The 26,339-nt window shown below is 35.2% G+C and carries 10 protein-coding genes; all 10 read right to left on the bottom strand.

The window, feature by feature from the left end:
- Positions 1-137: 137 nt before the first annotated feature.
- The gene (locus FJR04_RS20500) at positions 138-362 is read right to left on the bottom strand and encodes an MbtH family protein (RefSeq protein ID WP_168498231.1); all 225 of its coding nucleotides are present in this window, start codon (positions 360-362) and stop codon (positions 138-140) included.
- Positions 363-380: 18 nt separating this feature from the next.
- Positions 381-1,142, bottom strand: a complete 762-nt coding sequence (locus tag FJR04_RS20495) for a class I SAM-dependent methyltransferase (RefSeq protein WP_168498229.1) — start codon at positions 1,140-1,142, stop codon at positions 381-383.
- Between the two features lie 50 nt (positions 1,143-1,192).
- On the bottom strand, positions 1,193-2,617 hold the full coding sequence (locus FJR04_RS20490; RefSeq protein ID WP_168498227.1) for an aspartate aminotransferase family protein: 1,425 nt from the start codon (positions 2,615-2,617) through the stop codon (positions 1,193-1,195).
- A 49-nt stretch (positions 2,618-2,666) separates the two neighbouring features.
- A complete protein-coding gene (locus tag FJR04_RS20485) occupies positions 2,667-7,172 on the bottom strand; it encodes a non-ribosomal peptide synthetase (protein ID WP_168498225.1) in 4,506 nt (1,501 codons plus the stop codon).
- 7 nt (positions 7,173-7,179) lie between these two features.
- Positions 7,180-10,413 (bottom strand): non-ribosomal peptide synthetase, encoded by a 3,234-nt coding sequence (locus tag FJR04_RS20480; protein ID WP_168498223.1) that lies wholly within the window; start codon positions 10,411-10,413, stop codon positions 7,180-7,182.
- A gap of 13 nt (positions 10,414-10,426) precedes the next feature.
- Complete coding sequence (locus FJR04_RS20475; RefSeq protein ID WP_168498221.1) at positions 10,427-11,455, bottom strand: TauD/TfdA family dioxygenase; 1,029 nt, start codon at positions 11,453-11,455, stop codon at positions 10,427-10,429.
- Between the two features lie 16 nt (positions 11,456-11,471).
- Positions 11,472-12,983: a condensation domain-containing protein gene (locus FJR04_RS20470; RefSeq protein WP_168498219.1), complete on the bottom strand. Its 1,512-nt coding sequence runs from the start codon at positions 12,981-12,983 to the stop codon at positions 11,472-11,474.
- Positions 12,980-17,620: a type I polyketide synthase gene (locus FJR04_RS20465; RefSeq protein ID WP_168498217.1), complete on the bottom strand. Its 4,641-nt coding sequence runs from the start codon at positions 17,618-17,620 to the stop codon at positions 12,980-12,982. Before FJR04_RS20465 ends, FJR04_RS20470 begins: the two co-directional genes overlap by 4 nt.
- 20 nt (positions 17,621-17,640) lie before the next feature.
- Complete coding sequence (locus FJR04_RS20460; protein ID WP_168498215.1) at positions 17,641-22,188, bottom strand: non-ribosomal peptide synthetase; 4,548 nt, start codon at positions 22,186-22,188, stop codon at positions 17,641-17,643.
- An 18-nt stretch (positions 22,189-22,206) separates the two neighbouring features.
- Positions 22,207-26,339 (bottom strand): non-ribosomal peptide synthetase (locus FJR04_RS20455; protein WP_168498213.1); only part of this gene is annotated, 4,133 nt, incomplete at its 5' end.

Here is a 26,339-nt window from a genome sequence, read left to right as displayed (position 1 = left end):
GGTGGGAAAACTTATAACTATGTCATTGCGAGTGGAACGGAGTGGAACGCAGCAATCCCAAGAGTTTTGGGTAATTTACAGTTCGTTACATAGTTGGGTGATTAGCATCTACCTACTTACAAAGACTATTTGTACTACTAACTTTTACCAGCAACTTCCTCCATTTGCTTTCTTAAACTCAGTGGTCGCATATCAGTCCACACTTCCTTAATATATTCTAGACATTCTGACTTCAAACCAGTTTTACCTGCATCTTTCCAACCAAGGGCATTATCTCTATCAGCAGGCCAGATAGAATATTGTTCTTCATGGTTAACTACAACTTTGTAAATTGTGGTGTCTTCTGTATTTTCTCTACTCATTGTTAACTCCCGTGTTGACTATTTATTAACAAACTTAAATCCAGCAAAAATAGCAAAGCGATTACATTCTTCACCAGCTAAATTTCCCTGCTGATCATAAACGCTGATATTTGTAAAACCGATATTTTCAAGTATGGAAATAATTTCCAATGGAGCATAAGGTTTTACCAAATTATTAATATCTAAACGCTGCCAAACATTTTCCACTAACTCAAAGATAGTGATTTTAAATTGTGCAATTTTCTCCTCTGCATTATAGCTATCACAACAAGCCCAAGCATAATTATCTTGTACATCTCCATCTGTTAAAGAACCATTCCAAGATTTATAACCTTCCTCCAAATTTAAACCAAACAGAAAAACACCATTATCCAACAGTGCATCATACACCCTCATAAAAACTTCTTTGAGTTCTTCAAGACTCATGAAATGGTTAAGGCTACCACTAGGAGAAATCACCGTATCAAAACTAGATGGCAAATTAAAAAACCTGGCATCATCAAGAATAAAATTAGCATTAGGGGCATTTTTACGAGCATATTGCAACATGGATTCAGAAATATCAAGACCTGTAACTTGATAGCCTTGATTGATTAAATGTTGTGCCATGTGTCCAGTCCCGCAACATAAATCAAGAAGTTTTGCATTGGGTAGAATATTATATTGCTTTAATAGCTTTTCAAAAGGAGGTAAATTGTGTTGGCAATATTCTAAACCCCAATATTGATTGTAAATTTTTGCCCAAGAATCATATTTTGAATCAATTTCTACTTTTACCATGAAAGCATCTCCTAGTTATTATCAACTTAATTATTTGCAGAATAATCAATTTATGGTAAAAACCCACCTCCTCGTAATTCTTTCACACTTTCTTTAATTGCTTGAATGACAAAATCTAAATCTTCATCAGTATGTGCTGTGGATAATAACCCACCACCAGAACGAATGAACACACCTTTATGAATAAGATGATAATAAATCAAATCCTTATTTTCTGATATTACTGATTTAGTAGCATTAGCAGAATTTTCAAAAGGAACAGCATTAAAAATCGAGCCACAATTGGCCATTTTAATGGGTACACCATCCTCTTGAAAATAGGAATTAATTTCTTGAATAAAGTCGGAAGATCGTTGATTTAATTTGTCTTGAAGAGCCGAACCTTGTATTTTCAAATATTGCAAAACTGCCCTAGCTGCTACCATAGATAAAGGATGTTTACAATAAGTCCCAGCAAAAAAAGTTGTAGCTACTTGTGGTGAAGAATTATCTCCAAAATTCCACATTCCCCCATCAATTCTATCCATATATTTAGCTTTACCAGCAATTACACCAATAGGCATTCCCCCACCTATAATTTTTCCATAGGTGGCAATATCCGCTTGCACACCAAACCATGCTTGCGCTCCACCTGGATGTAAACGAAAACCAGTCAGCATTTCATCAAAAATTAATGCTATTCCTGCATCTTCAGTTAATTTTCTCAACTGATGTAAAAACTCTTTTGGTTGGATATCTGGACGACTATTTTGTACAGGTTCAATAATGACAGCAGCTAATTCTTGTTGATGCTGTTTGATGATTTCTAAAGATTGAGGATCACCATAGTTTAAAACTAACACATCTGCCAAAATACTGGTTGATACTCCAGGAAACATTGGTACTATTTCTGTAATCTCATCCTGAATTTTTGCTTGTACTAAAGTTGCATCAGAATGACCATGATAAGAGCCAGAAAACATAGCTATTTTATAACGGCCTGTTGTCGCTCGCGCTAGTCGTAAAGCTGTTATTACTGCTTCTGTGCCAGTATTACTGAATGTTACTCGTTCCATTCCTGTAACTTCAGAAAATAATTCTGCAACTTCACCAGCTAAATCTGATTGTGGTCCAATATGAATACCTTGCTCTAATCTTTCGCTAATAGCTTCTTTGATAAATTCAGGATTATAGCCAAATAAATTGATACCAAAACCCATCATTAAATCTACATATTCATTGCCATCAATATCCGTCATCCGCGCACCAGAAGCGTATTTGCCCACGATAGGATAAACAATTTCTTTAATAGGAGAACGAAAACCGGCTGAACCGCGAACATCAGCTAAAACATAACGATAACTTTGAGATTGTTGTTTAGATTTGGGTGTTTTCTGATTATAGCGAGTAATAAAATTATTGAGATATTGTTGTTGATGATTATTGAGACTAAGTTGATCAGACTGTTGTTGTTTTTTAAATTCTTGTGTTTGCATGATTTTAATTTTTTGGTGTAGTTGTTGTTAGTAAACTTTGTAATTATGTTCAGTGAATAAATCCCTGTTTAGCTAAATAGGAAATGTAAGTATTTAGTAATTGATCATCAATATCTGGACAGATAATAGAAGAATCAGCAAGTCCAGTAATTACATTTTGAGAATCAAACCGTAAAGTATCTGATTTCTCCGATTTACCTTGAGAAGTTTTAGCTGAAAACAATGGGATGAGTGGATATAAAGGATGTTCTGGCAAATCTCCAACAACATTAATTAATTGCGATCGCCAATCTTGATATGGAACTTGTTTCACTTGATAGCCATAGGAGTGAATTACCCTCAATAAATTATCTGTATGCACAACTTGATTGTTGAATAAATGAAAGGCTTTATCCAAAGATTTCTCCTGTGTTGATAGATAAACTATGGCTTTACTAACATAATCAACAGGCATAATATCTTCCTGAATATCCCGATTTGGGACAGTACCAAGTTGAATACAGCCAATGATTAATTTATATAGCAAGTCATTAATATTAAAAACTCCCGTTTGGCTATGTCCAGAAACACGACCTATTCTATAAATACTAATAGGAATACCTCTATTTTTAGCAGCGTCTAATAATTTCTCACTCACCCATTTAGTTTGTACATAACCATTAGTTTTGACTGGATAAGTATCACTGTTATCTGCTTCAGTGATTACCTGAATTCCAGAAATGCTTGATTGAGAAAAAATACTCGTAGTCGAAACAAAATGAACTGGTTTTGTTTTGCCTAAACAAGCTAATTTTAATATTTCTTGTGTACCTAAAACATTAGCAGGTTTGAGAACAGAATAAGGATAAATATGATTTACCCAAGCACCATTATGATAAATGACATCAACTTGATTAGCTAAATCTTGAAACTCATTTTTATTAAGTCCTAAATAGGGTTGAGATAAATCTCCAATTACCGGAATAATTCTCTGGTAAAAACTCTCATTTCCAATTAAATAAGAATCTAGGGTTTTTTGTATTTTCTTTTTAGCTGATACTATATCTCTAGCTCTAACCAAGCAATAAATATCAGCTTGAGTTTGTTGTAAAAGTTCCCACAGTAAAAAAGCACCTAAAAACCCGGTAGCACCTGTTAATAATATAGCTTGAGGTGGTTTTGCAGATTTTTGATAAGTATTTAATGGGTAAATTTGCGAGTCCAAAATAGTTTCTTGATCCCAATCTATCAAATTTTCTGGAATCAATGTATCAATAGATTCGGATTTGATAATTTTATCTAAATAAACTGCCAAACTCGCAATAGTGGGTGATTCAAATAGAAGACGCAAAGGAAAATCTATTTGCAAAGTTGACCGAATTTTGAGCATTAATTTAGTTGTTAATAAAGAATTTCCTCCTAGTTCAAAGAAATTATCATTAATACCCACTTTTTCCACTTTCAGAATTTCAGCCCAAATTTGCGCTAATGTTAATTCTGTCTGATTTTGAGGTGCAACGAAAGCTGTTTGTAGTTCTTGATATTCAGGCTTAGGTAAAGCACGACGATCAATTTTACCGTTAGGTGTCAGGGGAAAAGATTCCAGAATCACAAAAGCAGAAGGTATCATGTAGTTGGGTAACTGCTGTTTTAAAAATTCCTGAAATGTGCTGGAATTGATATGATTAAAATCTGCCAATGCTGACACAATATAAGCAACTAATTGTTGCTGTTTAGGGTGATCTTCTCTAACGATAACAACAGCTTCTTTTACTATTGAGTGTTTACTAAGTATGGCTTCAATTTCACCTAATTCAATACGGAAACCTCTTAATTTAACTTGGTTATCAAGTCGACCAATCAATTCAATATTTCCATCTTGAAGCCAGCGTCCTAAATCACCTGTTTTATATAAAAAACTTCCTGTTTCTTCACAAAAATGATTCGGTATAAATTTACTGGCTGTTAATTCTGGTTTATGTAAATAACCCCTTGCTAAACCAGCACCACCAATATAGATTTCACCGGAAATACCTACAGGTAAAGGTTGTAAATATTGGTCTAAAATATAAATTTGGGTATTAGTGAAAGGTTTTCCTATAGGTACTAATTTATCTTTAGCTACTGGAGATAAATTAGTTGTTTCTGTTTCAAAATAGGTACTATCAATAGTTGCTTCTGTTAAGCCAAAGGAATTAATTAATCTAGTTTTATCACTGCAATATTGACAGAATTTATCATATTCTTGAATATACCAACTATCAGAACCACAAATTAGTAATTTTAGAAAATCAAGACGTTGTTGAGTTTGTTCTAGATATTGGATTAAGTTTCTTAATACTCCCGGAACAAATTCTGCACATTCTACTTTTTCTTGCAGCATTAATTGATAAAGTTTCTTAGGTTCTAGTAGTAGTTGACGGGGAGAAATTACTAATTTAGCACCAGAACAAAGAGCGCGAACTAAGTCACCTGAGAAAACATCAAAGGAAAAACTAGCCATTTGTAAATGTGCGGTAATGGCTGTTAATTTATAAGCTTCTTCCCAAGCAAAATAAGCATTTACTAAACTGCGATGTTCAATCATGACTCCTTTGGATTTACCTGTAGAACCAGAGGTATAAATCACATAAGCAAGATGATTTATATTTACCTGACTTACAGGATTTTCTAGAGATTTGTTAGTAATTTTTTGCCAATCATAATCAATACAAATAGTTTGTATATTTTCACTTGGTAAAACTGCTAATAGTTGTTTTTGGGTGAGAATAATTGATACTTGAGCATCTGTTAACATATATGTTAACCGCTCTTGGGGATATGCTGGATCAATTGGTAGATATGCTCCACCTGCTTTGAGAATTCCCAGCACTGCTACAACTAATTCTAAAGAACGTTCCAAACAAATTCCTACTAAAACTTCTGGTTTAACTCCTTGTTTTTGTAAGTAATTTGCTAGTTGGTTAGCACGTTGGTTAAGTTCTCGATAAGTTAGTATTTTTTCCTCAAAAACTACTGCTATTGCATCAGGATTTTTAGTTACTTGTGCTTCAAATAGTTGATGAATGCACTGTTGAGGAATAGAAATTTGATGATGATTTCCAGCCAGAAGAATTTGCTGCCGTTCTGATGTTGTTAATAGGGATAATTCAGAAATATTTTGTTGAGGATAAAGCACAATCTCCGCTAATAATGTTTGAAAATGTGCCAACATTCGGGTAATTCTATCATCATCAAATAAATCAGTATTATATTCTAATGAACCTCTTAGTCCTGTTTCTGTTTCTACCATTGAGAGAGTTAAATCAAAGTTTGCTGTTTTCTTTTCTACTTGCAAAGATTTGAGAGTTAAATCTGGTAAATGTAAAACTTCTGTGGGTGCATTTTGCAGAATAAACATGACTTGAAATAGAGAACTATGACTTAAATCTCTTTCTGGTTGTAGTTCTTCTACTAATTGTTCAAAGGGCAAATCTTGATGATTATAAGCTGCTAAGGTTGTTTTTTTAATTTGGGTTAAGAGTTGTTGAAAAGTAGGATTTCCTTCTAAGTCACTTCTGATAACTAGAGTATTAATAAAAAAACCAATTAATCCTTCTATTTCCGAACGGTTGCGGTTAGCAATAGGAGTACCTACTAAAATATCTTCCTGTTGAGTATAACGATACAATAAAACTTTAAATGCTGCCAGCAAGATCATAAATAAAGTAACTTCTTCCTGCTGGGAAAGATTTTTTAATGCTGCTGTTAAGGATGGAAAAAGGGTAAAAGATTGGCTTGTACCTCTGTCAGTTTGAATTGCTGGACGTGGACGGTCTGTAGGTAATTCTAATATGGGTAAATTACCACTTAACTGTTGTTTCCAGTAGTTTAATTGAGTTTGTAAAATGTCTCCTTGTAAATATTGACGTTGCCAAACTGCAAAATCTATATATTGAATAGGTAATTCAGGTAAATTGCATTTTTGGTTACTATCAAACGCTTTATAAAATGTTGTCAATTCCCGGATCAGTATTCCTGTTGACCAACCATCAGAAATGATGTGGTGCATGGTGAATAAAATCACATGATTTGTTTCACCAAGACGTAATAAATTAACCCGTAGTAGAGAATCTTTTTCTAGGTTAAAGGGTTTTTCTGCTTCGAGTTTAGCTAAACGAATAGCTTCTGTTTCTCTTGTGTTTTCAGGAATATTTTGTAAGTCAATTATTGGTATTTGTAGATTCGTTTCTGCTCGAATTACCTGGACTGGTTCGCCGTTTATAACTTTAAAGTTAGTGCGTAATATGTGATGACGATGCACTATTTGATTAATGCTATTCTCTAGGGCTAATACATTCAAGTTTCCTGTTAATTGGATAGCAGCAGGAATATTATAAGCACTGCTTTCTGGTTCTAATTGGCTAAAGAACCATAACCTTTGTTGGGCAAAAGATAAAGAAAATGTCTGAGTATCTCGACGTTGGGGTTGAATTTTAGCGGGTGCAGCTTTTCCTTTTTGTTGATTAAGTTTTTGTAACAGTAGTTGACGTTTTTCGGGAGAAAGTTCTACAATTTTTTGTAGTAGGTTACTCATCTAATTTTTAACCTTGGTTAATTAATTGGATATCTGCGTTAGATAATTCTTCTAATTCTGCAAGCGATCGCGCTAAAATGTCTTCATCTATATCTTGGGCTAATTTTTGGGTGACAATCACGGCTAAATCAGCTACAGTGGGATAATTAAAAACATCCTGTATCACTAATTCCACACCAATATCATCACGCATTCGAGATATCAACTGTGTCACTAATAGGGAATGCCCACCTAAGCTAAAAAAGTTATTGTAAATACCAACTTTATCTATTCTCAGCACTTCTGCCCAAATATTTGCTAACTGTTCTTCAAGAGAATTACGAGGAGCAATAAAAGATTCTTTTACTTCCGAATTTAGCTGTTCTGGTGCAGGAAGTATCTTTTTATTTACTTTTCCATTACTTGTTAAAGGTAACTTTTCTAAAGGTATAAAAGCCGTAGGTATCATGTATTCTGGCAGTCTTTCTTGCAAGAAACTCCGCAAATTAGAAATAGATAAAGAATAGTCTGGTTTAACAACCAAATAAGCAATTAAACGTTGATCTCCAGCTACATCTTCTCTTACCATTACCACTGCATCTTGAACAGTGGGATGCAAGGAAAGTAAAGATTCAATTTCTCCTAATTCGATGCGGAAACCCCGCAATTTAACTTGATCATCCAAGCGTCCCAAAAATTCTAAATTTCCATCAATTCGGAAACGCACTTGATCACCCGTTTTATATAAACGCGCTCCCGGTTTATTACTAAAAGGATGGGGAATAAACTTTTGGGCTGTTAATTCTGGTTGGTTGAGATAACCCCGCGCTAGTCCCGCACCACCAATATATAATTCACCTATTACTCCTTTTGGGACTGGTTGTAAATATTGGTCTAAAACATAAAGTTGGGTATTAGCAATGGGATAACCAATAGGAATAGAACCTACTAAATAACTATCTTGTTGTGATACTTGATAAATGCAGCAACCAACAACAGTTTCTGTCGGACCATATTCATTAATTAAAATTGTTTTTGGGGCAAACTTTCGCCAAAAATTAATATGTTGTGTGCTTAGATTTTCCCCACCAATAATAAAAGCATTAGTCCGACTTGCTACTTCCTGATTTGATAATTGTTGACTGAGTAATTCTAAATGAGCAGGAGTAATTTTAACTAAGCTTAAATTATTTCTTTGAATGAGAGTTTGCGCTAGATTTTCTATGTTTTGATTTTCTGGTAATAATTCTATTTGACTACCTACCACCAAAGGAGAAAATAAACTGGTAATAGTTAAGTCAAATCCTAAAGAAGAATGTACCAAAGTTCCAGAACCTTGATCAACTTTATATGTCTTTGTACACCAATGCAAATAATTAACTAAACCCGAATGAGAAATTAACGTTCCCTTGGGTTTACCAGTAGAACCAGAAGTATAAATTACATAAGCAAGATTATGACTATTAGTGTTATGAATTGGGTTGTTTTGCGGTTGTTGGTTGATAATATACCAATCATTATCTAAACAAATAGTTGTAATATTATTTGTCTGTAAATCTGCTGCTAAACTGGCTTGAGTTAGCAATAATGGCATTTGTGTATCTGCCAAAATAAACGCTTTTCTTTCTGGGGGATAATTGGGGTCAATGGGTACATAAGCTGCACCAACTTTGAGAATTCCTAAAACAGCAATCACCATTAAAGGAGAACGTTCTATACATATTCCGATCAGGGTTTCTGTCCCTACTCCTAAACTTTGTAAATAATGTGCTAGTTGATTAGCACTGTTATTTAATTCTTGATAGGTGAGTTTTTGATTTTCATAAATAACTGCAATATTATCTGGTGTCTGCTGACATTGAACTGCAAACCAATCATGAATACAATTATATGGTAATTCTGGCGTTTTGGTATGATTAAATTTAATTAAAAGGTGCTGTTTTTCTGATTGTGAAAGAAGATCGAGACGTGAAATATTTAATTGAGGATTTTCAACTACACTCGCTAACAAAGTTGCAAATTGATCAGCAATATTTTCTATATTGGCTTGTGTGAATAAGCTACTATCATAGTGAAATTCAAGTTTGAGCTTTTCATCAATGCTGCAAACACCAGAAAGTTTAATTTCAAAAGGTTCTAAATAAACACAATGCTGATAAAGTGACAGTGATATTTCCCCAAATATATGCTTTTCTGGTGTTTCTATAAACTCAAAACATAAGGAGAAGAATGGTTTTTCAATTTCTTGCTTCTGGTTATTTACAGCAGTTTCCCAATCAAAACTTTCCTGATGATCTGACATTTCGCTAGTAAGTTCTTTAACTAGATTCAATACATCATAAAAGCATTTTTCATCTTCTAGATTACAAGCTAGAGGTAAATATTTAGCAAACAAACCTAAGCTAGATTTTAATTCATCATAATTGCGTCCATCAAAGTAAGTACCAATAATTAAGTCAGAATTACCAGTTAAACGCCATAGGAGAATTAACCAACAACTTAATAGAAATACAGAAGTTGTAGTTTGATATTTATTAGCAACTTCTTTTATCTGAATCACTAATTTCTCATCAATTATTAATTTGATAAGCTGCGGTTGAAATTTCGCTGTTTCATGTGGGTACTTTTCATGAATAAGTTGGCAGTTTCTATTTGTAGAAATATCTATTTTTTGCCAATACTTTCTCCCTAAATTTGTTTCTTCTGCTGCTAATAATTCATTTAGCCATGCTGCAATATCAGCATATTGTAAAGGTTCATCTAAAAAATCATCACCTTTTAAAATGGCAGTATAGCAACTACTGATTTCTGCAACTAAATTATTTAAAGTCTTGATATCGGCACATAAAGACGGTAAACTCAGGAATAAAATATATTGATTATTGTCGGTTTTGACTAATTTTGTAGAAAATAAGTAGCCTGATTCTAAGTCGCAAGGCTGATTTTTTTCTTCAATTAATAATTCGTCTATTACTTGATCTAAATTGTGATTTTCTAGAAATTCATCCTCTGTAAATAAGAAAGCATTGCTACTATTTATTACCTGACTAGGAATTTTAATTCCTTGGGAACGATAAAAGCGAGTACGGAGTATTTCATTTCTATCTACAACTTTTTGCAGGGCTTGTTTAAATACATCAATTTGTAAATTCCCCTCAATAAGAACTGCACCTAAAGCCCGATAAATAGAACTGTCTTGCTGGAATTTCCACAAATGTTGTTGTTGTGGTGAAAGTTGAAAACCTTGAATTTGACTAAGCATTTTTTAACTATCCTTAATATCCAATTTGTGTATAATTTGTCATTTCACCCATAGCTACTAATAATTTTCTTTCACCCATAAAGGGGTTTCTAGCGTGGGCTGCTAAAATATTATCAAGTAGTAAAACATCTCCTTTCTCCCAAGGAAAAGTTACTTCTAATTGTTGATAAACTCCACAAATTTCTTCCATGATTGAATCTTCAATGGGAGTACCATCACCGTAGTAACAGTTTCTGGGTAAATCTTCTGGTTTAAAAGATGCAAATAGTGTTTCTCTAGTTATCGGATCTAAACAAGCAGGATGCCAATGTTGAGCTTGATTAAACCAAGATAATTCTCTGGTTTGAGGATATTTAATTACAGCCGGACGAATAGAAAGAGTCCGCAGACGATTTTCTGATTTCCATTCAAATTTGATCGCATTTTGCGAGAATCTTTTTTCAACTTCTGCCTGATTTTGGGTTTGAAATACTGTTTGCCAATCTAACCCTAATCCATCACCATAATTGCGAACATACATAACTTGTTTCTCAATAAATATATCACGAATTTTCGGATCTATTAATTGAAAAACTTGACGACTATCAACAATTGGTGTTTCTCCTCCCTGCTGTGCTGGTTGCCGACAACCAAACATAATTTTTAAGGGAAATTGATGATTAAAAGAGTTTTCATTATGCCATAACAGTTTTCTATCAGCCGGATAAAATACTGGAGTGTAAACTTTTCCGCTGACTGTTTCGCGGGGATGTTCGCCATTTTCGTGGAAAAGTTCTTGACAAATAGCTAAACCAAATTTCTCAAATGCAGATGGTGTATCAATATTGAAGCCACGAAAGAGAATAGCACCATATTTGAGTAGTTGCTTATGAATAAAATCCTGATTGACAATTAACCAATCTGGTAAGTCAATGTGATCAACTATTGGTTTAATCACTAAAGGTAGACTTTCACTATGATTAAAAGTTTCCGTCGTGATTAATGCTTGTAATTGTGAATTTACAACTCGACGCTGGAGATTTTTTATTTCTAGTTTTTTCATGGTTTATATATTGGTATTAATTAGTGCTAATTTTTCGTTTGACTATTTTAAGTTTTTGCTGAAATTCTTGTTGGTGCTTGACTTTGTTTTGTTTATCTTGTTGTAAATCGGCTGTTTTTAACTCATTTATTAATGTTGCTAATTTTAAATCAGGTTTGCCAACGACTTGATTTAAAATTTCTTGCCAATTATTCATCATTCTGGTAATAGTAGCTTCAGCAAATAAATCTGTACTGTACTCTAAATTAGTAATGATCCCTTGGGTTGTTTCTTTTATTCTCAACAGTAAATCTAGTTGAGTTTGAATACTAGGATTTGCAATAGGATTAATTGTTAATTCTGGAAAATCCAAAGATGAAGAATGAATAGTCTCTAGAACTACTTTTACTTGAAAAAATGGAGAAGTATTGAGGCTACGTTTGGGGTTAAAAGTATTGACAAGTAAATCAAAAGGTAAATCTTGGTGAGAGAAAGCATCTAAAGTAACTGACTTTACCCGTTGTAATAATTCCTGAAAAGTTGGATTTTCAGCTACAGATATTCGTAATACTAATTGATTGACAAAAAAGCCAATTAATCTTTCAGTTTCGGCTCTATTACGATTGGCTACATCAATGCCCACAACAATTTCTTCTTGATGGCTATAATAATGTAATAAAATTTCAAATGCTGCTAACAGCGTCATAAATATGGTACTGCCTAACTGAAGGCTGACCTTTTTAATTTTTTCAGTAAAATCTTGACTAATTACTAAAGTCTTTTTTGCTCCTTGATAAGTAGGTATTTCTGGACGTGGATAGTCAGTTGGTAGTTTTAATTCTGGTAAATTATTAGCTAGTTGTTTTTGCCAATAATTCAAGTGATTTTCTAATACTTTCCCTGTCAAATGCTTTCTTTGCCAAACAGCAAAGTCTGCATACTGAATTGGTAATTCTGGTAGATTTGCAGGTTGCTGATCAGAAAATCCTTGATAAAGTGTAATTAATTCTTTCACAAATATTTCTATTGACCAAGCATCAGTAATAATATGGTGCATAGTCAAAACTAATACAAATTCTTGAGGATTGAGTTGTAAAATTTTCACTCGCAATAAAGGAATTTGAGTTAAATCAAAAGGTTGTTGTGACTCTTGAAAAACTAAGTTTGTGATTTCTTGTTCTTGTGCTGATGCGGGTAGTTCTTGAATATCGAAAACTACTAATTTTAGCGGTAAATGAGGGTAAATAACTTGCTGAGGTTCACCTTTGACAGCAATAAAGCTAGTTCGTAATATTTCATGACGTGAAATTATTTCTTGAAACCTTTTTTCTAGGTAGGTTACATTTAACGCTCCTTGTAACCGGATAGCTAACAGAATGTTATAACTAGAATTTCCTGGTTGTATTTGTTCTACAAACCACAGTCTTTGTTGAGCAAAGGATAAAGGGAAATACTGAGGTTTAATAGCTTGGTTTTCCAATATTTGGGCTAATATTTCGCGTTTTTCTGCTGGATTAAGTTGGGATATTTCATTAAAGGTTGTGTTCATAACTGCACATAATTTAAGGTTGCTAATTGTTTGAGAAGTAAATCAATTTCTGCATCTGTAAATTTATCAATGGCTACAGAAATATCAGGGGCATTTTCTCTATTTATTTTGGTAATTGTGTCAATTTTCAGGTTAGATATTTGAGATTTGATGCTTTCAATTTCCGCAGCTTGTTCAGCAATGGTAGAACTAGCAAATATTTGTTGTAAGGGAATTTCAATTTGTAATTTTTGGCGCAGGTGGGCAATAAGTTGAGTAGCTAATAGTGAATGTCCACCTAATTCAAAAAAGTTATCATGAATGCCAATTTGATTAATACCTAAAATCTGTTGCCAGATATTAGTGATAATCTGTTCAATTTCAGTTTGAGGCTGAATATAGGCATTAAGTAAGTTTGGTCTAGAGTATTTTCCTAGAGAATTATTTTCTTGAGTTGATTGAGATTTAATATTTTGCAGTTCTAACCATTTATAGATGCGTAGATTTAAGTCGGTGGTAGAAACTAAAATTTGGGGAATATGATTGAGTTTGAAAATTGTATCAAAAGCCTCTTGTCCCTCTGTGGTGGTGATACTATTAGTTGTTTCTGTAGTGGGGGAAAATTGCCAACCATCCCAGTTAATACTACTCCAAGTAACGTTACTAATTTGGTTTTGTTGGTGGACAAAGGCATCTATAAATATATTAGCTGCTGAGTAGGCTGCAAAGTTTAACCCTCCTAAGATAGCAGCTAGAGATGAGGTGAAGATACAAAAATCTAGTTGGTGATTTTGGAAAAGTTTTGTTAATACATAAGTGCCATTTACTTTAGCTTGAAAATGTTTTTGGCATTGGTTAATAGTTGTTGCTTGTATTGGTTGAAAAATGGATTTTTGTAAATCTCCTGCACAATGAATAACACCATTAATTTTTCCAAAATGTTGAGTAGCTTGTGCGATCGCCTGCCGCATTTGCCCTTCATCAGCCACATCAGCACTAATCACCAAAACTTCAGCACCAAGTTTCTCTAATGCTTGTAATTGCCGAATTTTGCAGCTAATACTATCTTCTTGATCATGGTTGTCTAACCATTGTAACCATAAATTTTTGTCTGGTAAACCAGAACGACTGATTAAAATTAGTTTGGCTTTTACTGTCTTCGCTAAATATTCTGCTACAACTAAACCAACTCCACCCAGTCCACCAGTAATTAAATAAATACCTTCTTGTCTTAATGGACTGATTTTATTTTCAGCTTCAGCTATATTCACAGATTCAAAGGTTTTTACCCAGCGATGATGACCACGATAAGCAACTATTAAATCTGTGCTATTACTTGTTATTTCTGCTAGTAATTTATCTATTATTCTAGCATCAATTTGATTATCTGAATCACTAATTAATATATCAATATTTTGACAACTAATATTAATATATTCCTGGGGAATTACTTGAGAGGCAGCTAAAATTGTGGATTTCTCAGGAGCTAATTTTTCATTCCCTGTAACATCATGTAAATTGTTGGTAACAGTGATGAGTTTCAGAGGCTGATTAATAAGCTGTTTATCAAGAGCTTGAGTTAGGAACAACAGACTATAAAAACCTAACTCTTGACATCTGTTAAAAAACTCACTACCTTTTTTCAGGTTAGCATTGGGTGTAATACTCCAACAATGGAAAATACAATCGGGAATTAAATTCTGATATCGAAGATCAACAATTAACGCATGATAATCTTCTGGATTTTGGGGATTAATTGTATAAGCGTTTGTACCGATTTTGGCAAACTGCTCACCTACCAATACACTAATAGGATTTTGATTTTCTAACTCTAGCTGCTTGACTATTGCTGAACCTATTTGACAATCATCAGCAAATACTAAATAACAGGAATTCTTTGTACCCAATTGAGAAATTATAACTGGTAAAGACTGTTTCCAAGTGGGAGTATAAAACCATTTAGAAATATCTAATTTTTCCTCATTATTAACTGGAATTCCAGTCTGTTTATTGAGTGAAATTAAATAGGGTTTGCGTTCAAAAGGATAGGTAGGTAAAGGAATATGAAAACGTTGTTCTTGTCCATAAAAACCAGACCAATTAATTTTAACTCCTAATAGCCAAAGTCTACCTAAAGTAGTGAGAATAAAAGCAACATCTGACTGTGTTTCTTGAGGATGACTGACGGAAGTTAAAGTAACTATTTCCTGGTTTTGATGTTGCTTTACCAAACTACTCAAAGTTCTTCCTGGTCCAACCTCCAATAAAATTCTTTGTGGTTGTTTAATTAACTCAATTATGCCTTCATTAAATAAGACAGTTTGCCGTAAATGTTTAGCCCAATAATGAGGATCTGTGACTTGTTCTGTAGTAATCCATGTGCCAGTAACATTAGAAATAAAAGGAATTTGGGGAGGATTAAAAGTAACTTTTGCTAACAGTTCAATAAATGGATTAATGATAGCTTCCATCATCGAAGAATGGAACGCATGGGAAGTATGCAATAGTCGGCAATTTATTCCTCGTGCTTGTAACTTTGCTTGTAACTCTGCAATTGCTGAATTTGTACCCGCTACTACACAGGCAGAAGGAGCGTTATTCACAGCTAGAGAAAGTCCATCTCCTAATAAATTTTTTACATTGGAAGCTGGTATTGCTACGGAAAGCATCGCCCCTTTCGGTAACTGCTGCATGAGTTTTCCTCGATGTGCTACCAGCATCAAAGCATCGGATAAGGAGAAAACGTCAGCGAGGGTAGCTGCAACGTATTCACCAATACTGTTACCTATCATGGCTTCTGGATGCACGCCCCAACTCATCCATAGTTGCGCTAAGGCGTATTCAATGACAAATAATGCTGGCTGAGTTAAAGCTGTTTCATTTAACCGTGATACTACTTTGCTATCTGTTAGATAAATAACTTCACGTATATCTAAGCCTAAATGGGGTTTTAGCAATTCAGCACATCGGTTAATATGGTTAGCAAATACGGATTCTGTTTGATAAAGTTCCGCGGCCATGTTGACATACTGCGCTCCCTGACCGGGAAACATGAACACTACCGAAGGCTTACAGGACTTTTGATGATGGGTTAATACCCCTTTTTTTGATGTTAATAACTGGACTGCTTGCTCAGAATTTTGGCAAACTAACAGCCGCCGATAGTCAAATATTTTACGTCCTATCTGTAGTGTATAAGCAACATCATTTAGATTTAAATGTGGGTTTTGTTGTAAATGAATTGCTAAATTTGCGGTAGCTGTTTCTAAGGCTGTGGGGGTTTTAGCTGAAAGTATCAAAAGTTGCCAGTTGCGAGCAGATGTAACGGTTTCTACGGGGGGAGCTTCTTCTAAAATTATATGGGCATTAGTGCCACCAATACCAAAGGAACTGACACCGGCGCGACGGGGAATACCGTTAACTTCCCAGTCTTTGAGAACAGTATTGACATAAAAAGGACTATTGTTAAAGTCAATGTGCGGATTTGGTTTTTCAAAGTGCAGACTAGGCGGTATTTGTTTGTGCTTGAGAGCTAAAACAGTTTTGATTAAACCTGCTATTCCTGCGGCTGCGTCTAAATGTCCAATATTGGTTTTGACGGAAGCTACAGCACAAAATTCTTTTTTCTCTGTACTTGCTGGAAAAGCTTGAGTTAAGGCTGCTATTTCAATAGGATCACCTAAAGATGTACCTGTACCGTGTGCTTCTATATAAGTAATTGTTTCCGGTTCTACTTCCGCGACTATTTGGGCGGTTCTAATTACTTTTGCTTGTCCTTCAATTCGCGGTGCAGTGTAACTGACTTTGTTCGCACCATCATTATTAATGGCAGAACCTTTAATAATGGCATGAATAGTATCTTTGTCATTTAAAGCATCTTCCAATCTTTTTAAAACAACAATACCTACACCTTCACCTCCTACAGTTCCCTGGGCTTTAGCATCAAAAGCCCGACAATATCCATCGGGAGAATTAACGCCACCTTCTTTATATAAATAACCTTGTTTACGTTTAGCATTAATAGCAACTCCACCAGCTAAAGCTAAATCACATTCTCCAGATAGTAAACTTTGACAAGCTAAATGAACAGCAACTAATGAGGTGGAACAAGCTGTTTGAATTGTATAACTAGGTCCAGTTAAATTTAATTTATAGGAAACTTTTGTAGTTAAATAATCTTTGTCACTACCGATGGTTATTTGTTGAGAATTTACAGAATTAAGTATTTCGGGATGGGAATAAATATGAAGTAAATACCCATTTAAGTTACTACCAGCATAAACTCCTATTAAACCGGAATAATTCTCAGAACTGTAACCAGAATTTTCTAAGGCTTCCCAAGCACATTCTAAAAAAACGCGATGTTGAATATCAGTAACTTCTGCTTCTTTGGGGTTAAAGCCAAAGAATTCAGCATCAAAGAATTCAGCATCAGCTAATATCCCACCGACTTTTACATAATTGGGATTATTCAATAATTTAGCATCTACACCAGCAGCTAATAATTCTTCTTTGGTGAAAGAGGAAATTGAACAACTGCCATTTTTTAAATTCTGCCAAAATTCATCAACATTTTTAGCTCCGGGAAAACGTCCGCTCATACCAATAATGGCTATTTCTGAACCATGAAAGTTGTAATTTTCTACTGAGTCTGTCATTATGTTACCTCTAAATATCCTTAAATATTGCGAATCTTTTGCATTTTTTGACGACGTTCTTTTTGTTTATTTTTAGTAACTTGATGGTTATCTATGGTTTTTTGCTCATCGTTAAATATTTGGTTATCAGTATGGTCGCTAGTTATAAATTCTGCTAAATCACTAATGGTTGGATATTTAAACATATCCATTACTGTTAAAGTGTGAGGACAGATTTCTTTTAATTGATTATGTACCTGAATTAACAGTAGGGAATGTCCACCAATTTCAAAAAAGTTATCATAAATACTCACTGCTTCTAAACCCAAAATTTGAGTCCAAATTGTTGCAATTGTTTTTTCAATAGAAGTGCGAGGCGAGGTAAATTTATCTGCTCTTTTGTTAACAGTTTGTTCGGGAGCAGGTAGTACCTGACGATCTATTTTTCCACTAGGATTTAAAGGAAAAGCTGGTAAGGTAACAAAGAATTGCGGAACCATATACTCTGGTAATTTGCTTTGGGCAAAACTCCGCAGTTGTGAAATGAATTCTAATTCCTGCTTTTGCTGTAATGGTTTATTGGCATAAACACCCCAAGATTGAGGAGTAACAGGGGTATTTAAAACTATTACCTGATTGTTTTGTTCTGAATTATATGCGGGAATTTGTTGGCAAAAAACTACATTGTAATAACCATCATTACTGTTTTCTGTCCAACTAATTTTGACTTTATAAGCAAGTGCATCAGCCATGACGCAAAAATCTTGAGGATCAATACCAGATTCTGAGGGAATTTGCGTCAAACTTGCTCGTAACTGTTCAACTGTAATAGCTTCATCAGCCGTTGCAAGTAACTCCAAGGTTTTAATTTCAGCAGCTACACGAGCGTTAGGAATGTTGGCAATTTTTAGGGTATTAGGTTGATTAATCAGTAAAGTTTGTTGAATACTTTCTACTGTCAATGCTTGCTGCTGCCAATTTAACCAGGACTGGTTTTTTGTGTTCTCAACCTGATAACCGAGACGAAGAATTACATCATACTTAAACTTTGTCAGTTCGTTATGATAACTACCTCCTTTCAATTCCATCTGCACTTCACCAATTTGCGGCAGATATTGTTGTAGAGTTGTGAAGAAATTAGGAGTAATAACTAGCTCATTTTCTGCTTTTAAAGAATCTTGTATTCGTTTTCTCAACTCACTTACAGTCAGGTCGGCTTCAGCTTGATTTAGTTGTAATCCTGTATGAAAAGCTTCTAAAAGTGGTAAGCTTCTCACACCACCAAGAAAAATACAACCACTAGGTTTCAGGATTTTGACTGCACGTTCTAGAACACTGACTAAATAATCAATGCTGGGGAAATTTTGAATGATTTCATTGAGAATGATTACATCAACAGATTCTGCTTCTATCCCCTCTAATCGGTCTGCTATTCCCTGTATAAGAGTGACTTTAGGTAATAGTTCTGGTTGGCGTTTTGCTAATAGTTGCTGTAAATATTGTAGAGCCGTTTGGGAAATATCTACACCACAGTAATGCTCACAATGAGGCGCAACTCTGGACAAGATTAAACCTGTACCACAACCAATTTCTAGGACGCGTTGAGGTTGAAGTGCGAGAATACGTTCCACTGTATTTTCAACACATTCAATAATTTCTGCTTCTGGTATTGTTTGATTTGTATAACGGCTTGTCCAAACTCTTAAGTTGATTGAAGAGTCTTGTTCGGAAAATTGCCAACTGTAGAATTGGTCATAAAGTAATTGTAAATCTGAGACATACTCAGTTTCAAAATTATCGCTCTTGGAAGTTTGGGGGACTAGGTAAGCGACTAATTGCTTATCATTGGCTATATCTTCTCGTGTAACTACAACTGTATCTTGTACTGATGGATGTTGTCTTAAAACTGACTCGATTTCTCCTAACTCAATGCGAAAACCACGAATTTTGACTTGGTAATCACTGCGACCAATAAATTCTATATTCCCATCTGGTAAATAGCGAGCGATGTCACCAGTTTTATATAAGCGAGTTGATTTTGATTGGTCAAAAGGATTGGAGATAAATTTTTCGCTGGTGAGTTCAGGACGATTTAAGTAGCCTTTTGTTAAACCAATACCACCAATATAAATTTCACCAGGAATTCCGATTGGTACAGGTTGCAAATGCTGATTAAGTAGATAAATTTGGGTATTATTTACAGGTTTACCAATGGGTGTGTATCGCTGATATTCCTGCTGGCTTGGTACAGAATACAGTGTAGTACAGATAGTAGCTTCTGTGGGACCATAGCCGTTGATAATGTGTAATCCAGGAATGCGATCGCTAATTGTTATTAAAGTTTGCTCTAGTATCGGTTCTACCCCTACCAATAACCTTGTTAATTCCAATTTTTCTGATTGTTCTTCTAGCCAATTTGCTAAAACAGGCAGCATAAATGGTGGAATATAAGCACTGGTAATTTTATAAGTATGCAGCCAGTGAATAAAAGCTTGACTATCGGCACGAATTTCTTCCGGTACTATATGCAGAGTTGCCCCAAATAAAAGGGCTGAAAAAATTTCATAAACTGAAACATCAAAACTTAAACTCGTCCATAAACTACAAGCATCTTTAACTGTTAGAGATTGTCTATTTTCAAAGTCTGCTAGTAGGTTAAGAACACCCAGATGGTAACAACAAACTCCTTTGGGTTCTCCTGTTGAACCAGAAGTATAAATCACATAAGCTAAGGATGAATCATGAACAATATATTGACAATTATAAGAATCTATAGTTTCCCAATCTTTATCCAAACAAACAACTTGAGCCTTGTGTTTTGGTAGTTGAATAACTAAAGATTCTTGAGTTAATAAAATAGGAACTTGTGCATCTTGAAGCATTAACCCCAAACGCTCAACAGGGTAAATAGGATCAAGTGGGACATAAGTTCCCCCAGCTTTTAAAATCCCCAGAATACCAATGATCATTTCTAGGGATCTGTGCATACAAATTCCCACTAAAGTCTCAGCAGTTACTCCTAAGTTTTGTAAATAATTAGCTAGTTGGTTGGCTTTGTGGTTGAGTTTTCTATAAGTCAGTGATTCACCTGCAAAAATAACTGCAATGGCATCTGGTGTTTTTTCTACTTGTGCTTCAAATTTATCATGTAAACTACATGATTCTATCAAGTTATTCTGTGTGTTATTCCACTCAAATAATTTATCTTTTTCCGCCTCACTTAACAACGGTAACTCTGATAACTTGGCTTGGGGATTAGCAACTATACCATAAAGTAAAGTATGGAAATGCTCTACCATCCGAGCAATTGTGGCTGATGCAAACAACTCTGTACTGTACTCGATGCTTCCTGTTAATCCTTGCTCGCCTATACTTATATCTAAGCTTAAATCAAACTGGGATGTACCCTTTTTAACCTTGATGGAAGTGAGGACTAAATCCCCTAATTGCATAATTGGTATCGGGAGATTGTGCAGCGCAAACCATACTTGGAAAAATGGGTTATTGCTTAAATTTCGTTCTGGTTGCAGTTCTTCTACTAATTTCTCGAAGGGTAAATCTTGATGGGAATAAGCACCTAAAGTAATGTCCCGAACCTGATTCAGCAATTCCTCAAAGCTAGGATTACCATTGATTTGAGTCCGCAAGGCCAAAGTGTTGACAAATAAGCCAATAATCCCTTCACTTTCAGCCCAATTACGGTTAGCGATCGCTGAACCAACGACAATATCATCGTGACCTGTGTAGCGATACAGTAGAGTATTAAAGGCAGCCAACAAAGTCATAAACATTGTCACCCCTGCTTTTTTACTCAAACCTTCCAAAGCGTTAGTTAAATCTTGAGGTATCTGCCAAGAGTAAGTATCTCCTTGATATGTTTGCAGTGCTGAACGAGGTTTATCAGTTGGTAATTGTAATGGCGAAATATCAGCCAGTTGTTGTTGCCAATAAGCTAATTGCTGTTCTAAAACTTCTCCTTGCAACCATTCTTGTTGCCACACACTATAGTCAGCATACTGAAGTGGTAATTCTGGTAATGGAGAAAGTTGACCTGCGGAATAGTTGGTGTAAATTGCCGCTAATTCTCTTAATAATATCCCGATAGACCAACCATCAAAAACCGTATGATGGACAGTTAATAATAGTATATGTTCCTGCTCATGAAGTCGCAGAAGTTTTACCCGCATTAAGGGATATTCTGACAAGATAAATGGACTTTGGGCTTCTTCTGTAGCTATTTTTAGTGCCTGGATTTCTCGCTCTGATTCGGGTAAATTTTCTAAATTGACTATTGGTATGGTGAAGGTAATTTCAGGAGCGATCGCTTGTACAGGTTCTTCATCCACTGTTATTAACGCAGTCCGTAAAGCTTCATGGCGTTTTATAATTGCTTGAAAACTTTGCTCTAGTACAGATACATTTAAGTTTCCCTGCAATCGCACAGCAAAAGGCAAGTTATAAAAAGGACTTCCCGGTTCTAACTGATCTAAGAACCATAACCGCTTTTGTCCAAAAGATGCCGGAAAAACGTACACTTCTATTTCTGTAGTGTCTATAAAATTTTGGTCTTGGCAAGTTTTTAGTGTCATGGTAATTTAAATATTCCTTTATTTAGACTGCGAGTTATTAGAACCTGACCGAAGAGAGGATAACTTGATGCAACGTGTTTCTCTGGCTATCCGTTGGGGTGTCATAATTGGCTTTTGAGCTTGTTGCTCTTGGGCTTTCAAAATCTCCTGAGAAAATGAATCAATGGTTGGTAACTCAAAGAAACGACGTAGAGATAGTTCAACTTGGAAGGTTTGGCGAATTTTGGAAATTACCTGAGTTGCCAGCAGAGAATGTCCGCCCAATTCAAAAAAATTGTCGTAAATACCAACCTGCTGTAAACCGAGAACTTCAGCCCAAATTTTAGCTACTTGTTCTTCAACTGGATTTCTTGGTAATACCTGTTGTTGATTTGGTTCAAAACCTATTTCTGGTGCAGGTAAAGCTTGACGGTCTACTTTTCCATTGGGGCTTAAAGGCAGTTTATCTAATACGACAAACGCCGTTGGTAGCATATAACTGGGTAGTTTATCTTGTAAAAAACTGCGAAGTTCAATAGTATTAATTTCTTGCTGTGATTTGCTCACTATATAAGCTACCAAATGTTGATTACCGGGTTTATCCTCCCGTACTATCACCACATTGACTTGTACATCTGGATGCTGATTTAAGGTTGATTCAATTTCACCTAATTCGATACGGAAACCCCGAATTTTCACTTGGTAGTCAATACGGTCTAGATATTCAATAATACCATTAGGTAAATAACGGGCTAAATCACCTGTTTTGTATAAAAACTTTCCTGATGCAAATGGACTAGAAATAAATTTTTCTTGAGTGAGTTCAGGTTTATTCCAATAACCACGAGCCAATCCCACGCCACCAATATGTAACTCACCAATTACGCCAATAGGAACAGGTTGTAAATGTTTATCTAAGATATATATCTGTGTATTGGCAATTGGACGACCAATAGGAACTATCTTCTCATTGCTATTGGCTTGACAAGTCCAATAAGTTACATCAATTGAAGCTTCTGTTGGACCATAAAGGTTATGTAACTCGGCATTTAATTGGTTAAAAAAGCGGTTTTTAACGTTAAGAGATAATGCCTCGCCACTACAAATTATGCGTTTGATATTACCACATTTTTCTAGTTCTGTTTCTTCTAGAAAGACTTGCAACATTGAGGGGACAAAGTGAAGTGTAGTAATTTTTTCTTGAGCAATCAGTTGAACTAAATATCTACTATCTTGATGTCCACCTGGTTTAGCTATAACTAAACTCGCACCTGTTAACAAAGTCCAGAAAAATTCCCAGACTGAAACATCAAAGCTAAAAGGTGTTTTCTGTAAAACATGATCGCTGGCTGTTAGTTGATATGTATCTTGCATCCAGAGTAAACGGTTACACAAGCCTTTGTGAGTGTTCATTGCACCTTTGGGTTTACCTGTAGAACCGGAGGTGTAAATCACATAAACTAAGTTTTCAGATGTAGCATTGCTAATTGGGTTAGCTATGCTTTGGGTGAGGAATAAATTTTCATCTTGGTCTAGATATACCGTTTGGGCGCTATGTGCGGGTAATGTTTCTAATAGATGTTTTTGGGTTAACAGCACTGAAACTTGGGCATCTGCCAACATATAGCTTAACCGTTCTTTGGGATAGGCTGGATCTAGGGGGACATAAGCACCGCCAGCTTTGAGAATTGCTAAAAGTCCAATTACCATTTCGAGCGATCGCTCTACACAAATCCCCACTAATACCTCTGGTTCTACTCCCAGTTTTTGTAGGTAGTGTGCAAGTTGATTTGCTCTATTGTTTAGTTCTCGATAAGTTAATTGCTGATTCTCAAATACCACAGCCACCGCATCAGGCGTTTTCTCCACCTGCGCCTCAAATAATTGATGTAAACACAATTTTGGTTGTAGCTTGATTTCACCCTCGCCCCACTCTAACAACTGTTGTTTTTCAGTAGTGGTTAATAAAGGTAACTCCCCAATTTGCTGCTGAGGATTAGCAACTATTCCTGTGAGTAAAACTTCAAAATTTGCAGCCAACCTCGAAATAGTTAATTCATCAAATAAATCTGTATTGTATTCAAATTTAGTAATTAATTCCTGCTCTACGTCTTCTATAACTAAAGTCAGGTCAAACTTCGCTGTTGTACTATTACTTTCTAAAGGCTCTACCCTTAATCCAGGTAACTCTAATTGCCTTATTGGTGCATTTTTCAGCACAAACATTACCTGGAACAAAGGATTATGGCTTAAATTACGTTCTGGTTGTATTTCCTCTACTAATTTCTCAAATGGTAAATCTTGATGAGCATAAGCCCCTAATGATACTTCCCGCACTTGTTTGAGTAAATCATGAAAAGTAGGATTACCAGATAAGTTACTTCGCAATACTAAAGTATTAACAAAGAAGCCAATTAAATTTTCAATTTCTGCTCTGTTTCGGTTAGCAATAGGCGAACCAACTAATATATCAGTCTCACTTGTGTAGCGATATAGTAAAGTTTTAAACCCTGCTAACAGGGTCATAAATAAAGTGACACCTTCTTGCTTTGACAGATTTTTTAATCCTGCACTTAAACTTGCTGGCAGGACAAATGATAGAGTGTTTCCAGCATAAGTTTGAACTGAGGGACGAGGACGATCATTAGGTAATTGCAATATCGGGAGTTCACCAGATAATTGCTGCTGCCAATAAGCAAGTTGATTTTTTAATCCTTCTCCTTCTAACCATTGTCTTTGCCAAACTGCAAAGTCAGCATATTGTATAGGTAATTGTGGCAAAGGAGAAGGTTTACCAGCACAGAAAGCTGTATACAGTGCGGCTACTTCTTTAATTAAGATATCTGTTGACCAACCATCAGAAATAATATGATGTAGAGTCAATAAGATTACATAATCTTCTACATCCAATTGCAGCAGTTTCGCTCTTAATAATGGTGCTTGGGTGAGATCAAATCCGGTTTGTGCTTCTTCATTAGCGAGTCGGTATAGTTCCGTCTCTCGCTGTTTTTGGGGAATATTTTGTAAATCTACTATTGGTAATTTTAAGTTTACTGAGGGAGAAATAACTTGGATTGGTTGCCCATCAGATATTGTAAAACTTGTCCGCAAAATTTCATGTCGTCTCATAATTTCGTTGAGACTAGATGAAAGTGCATTGATATTCAGTTTCCCTTGTAAACGAATTGATCTAGGTAGATTATAAGATGGGCTACCTGGTTCAAATTGGTCAAGAAACCACAATCTTTGTTGAGCAAAAGATAGAGGTGAATTTTGATTTCTAGAAACGGAGGTAATAGTTTTAATTTCCTGTTGTTCACCCCGCATTGCTATTTCAATTTGCGCTGCTAATGCTGCTAAATTTGCAGATTCAAACAGTTGTGGTAAGGGAATTTCTATATTAAAAGTGGTACGAATGCGAGAAATTACCTGAGTAGCTAGTAAGGAATGTCCACCCAACTCAAAGAAATTATCATTAATACTTACCTGTGGTACTCCCAACAATTGTCCCCAAATACCTGCTAATACTTCTTCTACAGGAGTACGAGGAGCAATAAAGGTAGTTTCTCTGCTGACTACTTCTTCTGGTGCAGGGAAAGCATTACGGTCTAATTTACCGTTAGCGGTGAGAGGTAATGATTTAAGCATGACAAAGAATGCAGGTATCATGTATTCCGGTAACTTTGCTTTTAAGAAGTCGCGGAATTCATGATTCGATACTGCATGAGATGTAGGAATTATATAAGCAATAAGACGCTTTTCTGTTGATGTTTCTTCCCTAGCAATAACTACATTTTCTTTAACTGCTGGGTGTTGACTTAAAGCTGTGGAAATTTCCCCTAATTCAATGCGATAACCTCTAATTTTCACCTGATCATCAAAACGACCAAGGAATTCTAAATTACCATTGGATAGATAACGGACGCGATCGCCTGTTTTATATAATCTTTGTTTACCATCACTGAAAGGATGATTAATAAACTTTTCATTAGTTAATTCAGGACTATTGAAATAACCTCTGGCTAAAGATTCACCAGCAATATACAGTTCTCCCACTACTCCTAAAGGAACTGGTTTGAGGTGTGTATCTAATACATAAACTTGGGTATTAGCCAGGGGTTTACCGATAGGAACTGTTGCCGCTTCTTGATTTTTTCCACTAACTAAATAGG

It is taken from the genome of Anabaena sp. UHCC 0204 (assembly GCF_009711975.1).
In the GTDB taxonomy this organism is placed as follows: Bacteria; Cyanobacteriota; Cyanobacteriia; order Cyanobacteriales; family Nostocaceae; genus Dolichospermum.
This window is presented reverse-complemented; position numbering and strand designations above follow the sequence as displayed.

Bases quoted from the DNA above. Each gene is read 5' to 3' on its own strand.
- FJR04_RS20460 (WP_168498215.1), bottom strand. From the start codon at position 22,188: ATGACACTAAAAACTTGCCAAGACCAAAATTTTATAGACACTACAGAA.
- FJR04_RS20500 (WP_168498231.1), bottom strand. From the start codon at position 362: ATGAGTAGAGAAAATACAGAAGACACCACAATTTACAAAGTTGTAGTT.
- FJR04_RS20465 (WP_168498217.1), bottom strand. From the start codon at position 17,620: ATGACAGACTCAGTAGAAAATTACAACTTTCATGGTTCAGAAATAGCC.
- FJR04_RS20470 (WP_168498219.1), bottom strand. From the start codon at position 12,983: ATGAACACAACCTTTAATGAAATATCCCAACTTAATCCAGCAGAAAAA.
- FJR04_RS20480 (WP_168498223.1), bottom strand. From the start codon at position 10,413: ATGCTTAGTCAAATTCAAGGTTTTCAACTTTCACCACAACAACAACAT.
- FJR04_RS20490 (WP_168498227.1), bottom strand. From the start codon at position 2,617: ATGCAAACACAAGAATTTAAAAAACAACAACAGTCTGATCAACTTAGT.
- FJR04_RS20475 (WP_168498221.1), bottom strand. From the start codon at position 11,455: ATGAAAAAACTAGAAATAAAAAATCTCCAGCGTCGAGTTGTAAATTCA.
- FJR04_RS20495 (WP_168498229.1), bottom strand. From the start codon at position 1,142: ATGGTAAAAGTAGAAATTGATTCAAAATATGATTCTTGGGCAAAAATT.
- FJR04_RS20485 (WP_168498225.1), bottom strand. From the start codon at position 7,172: ATGAGTAACCTACTACAAAAAATTGTAGAACTTTCTCCCGAAAAACGT.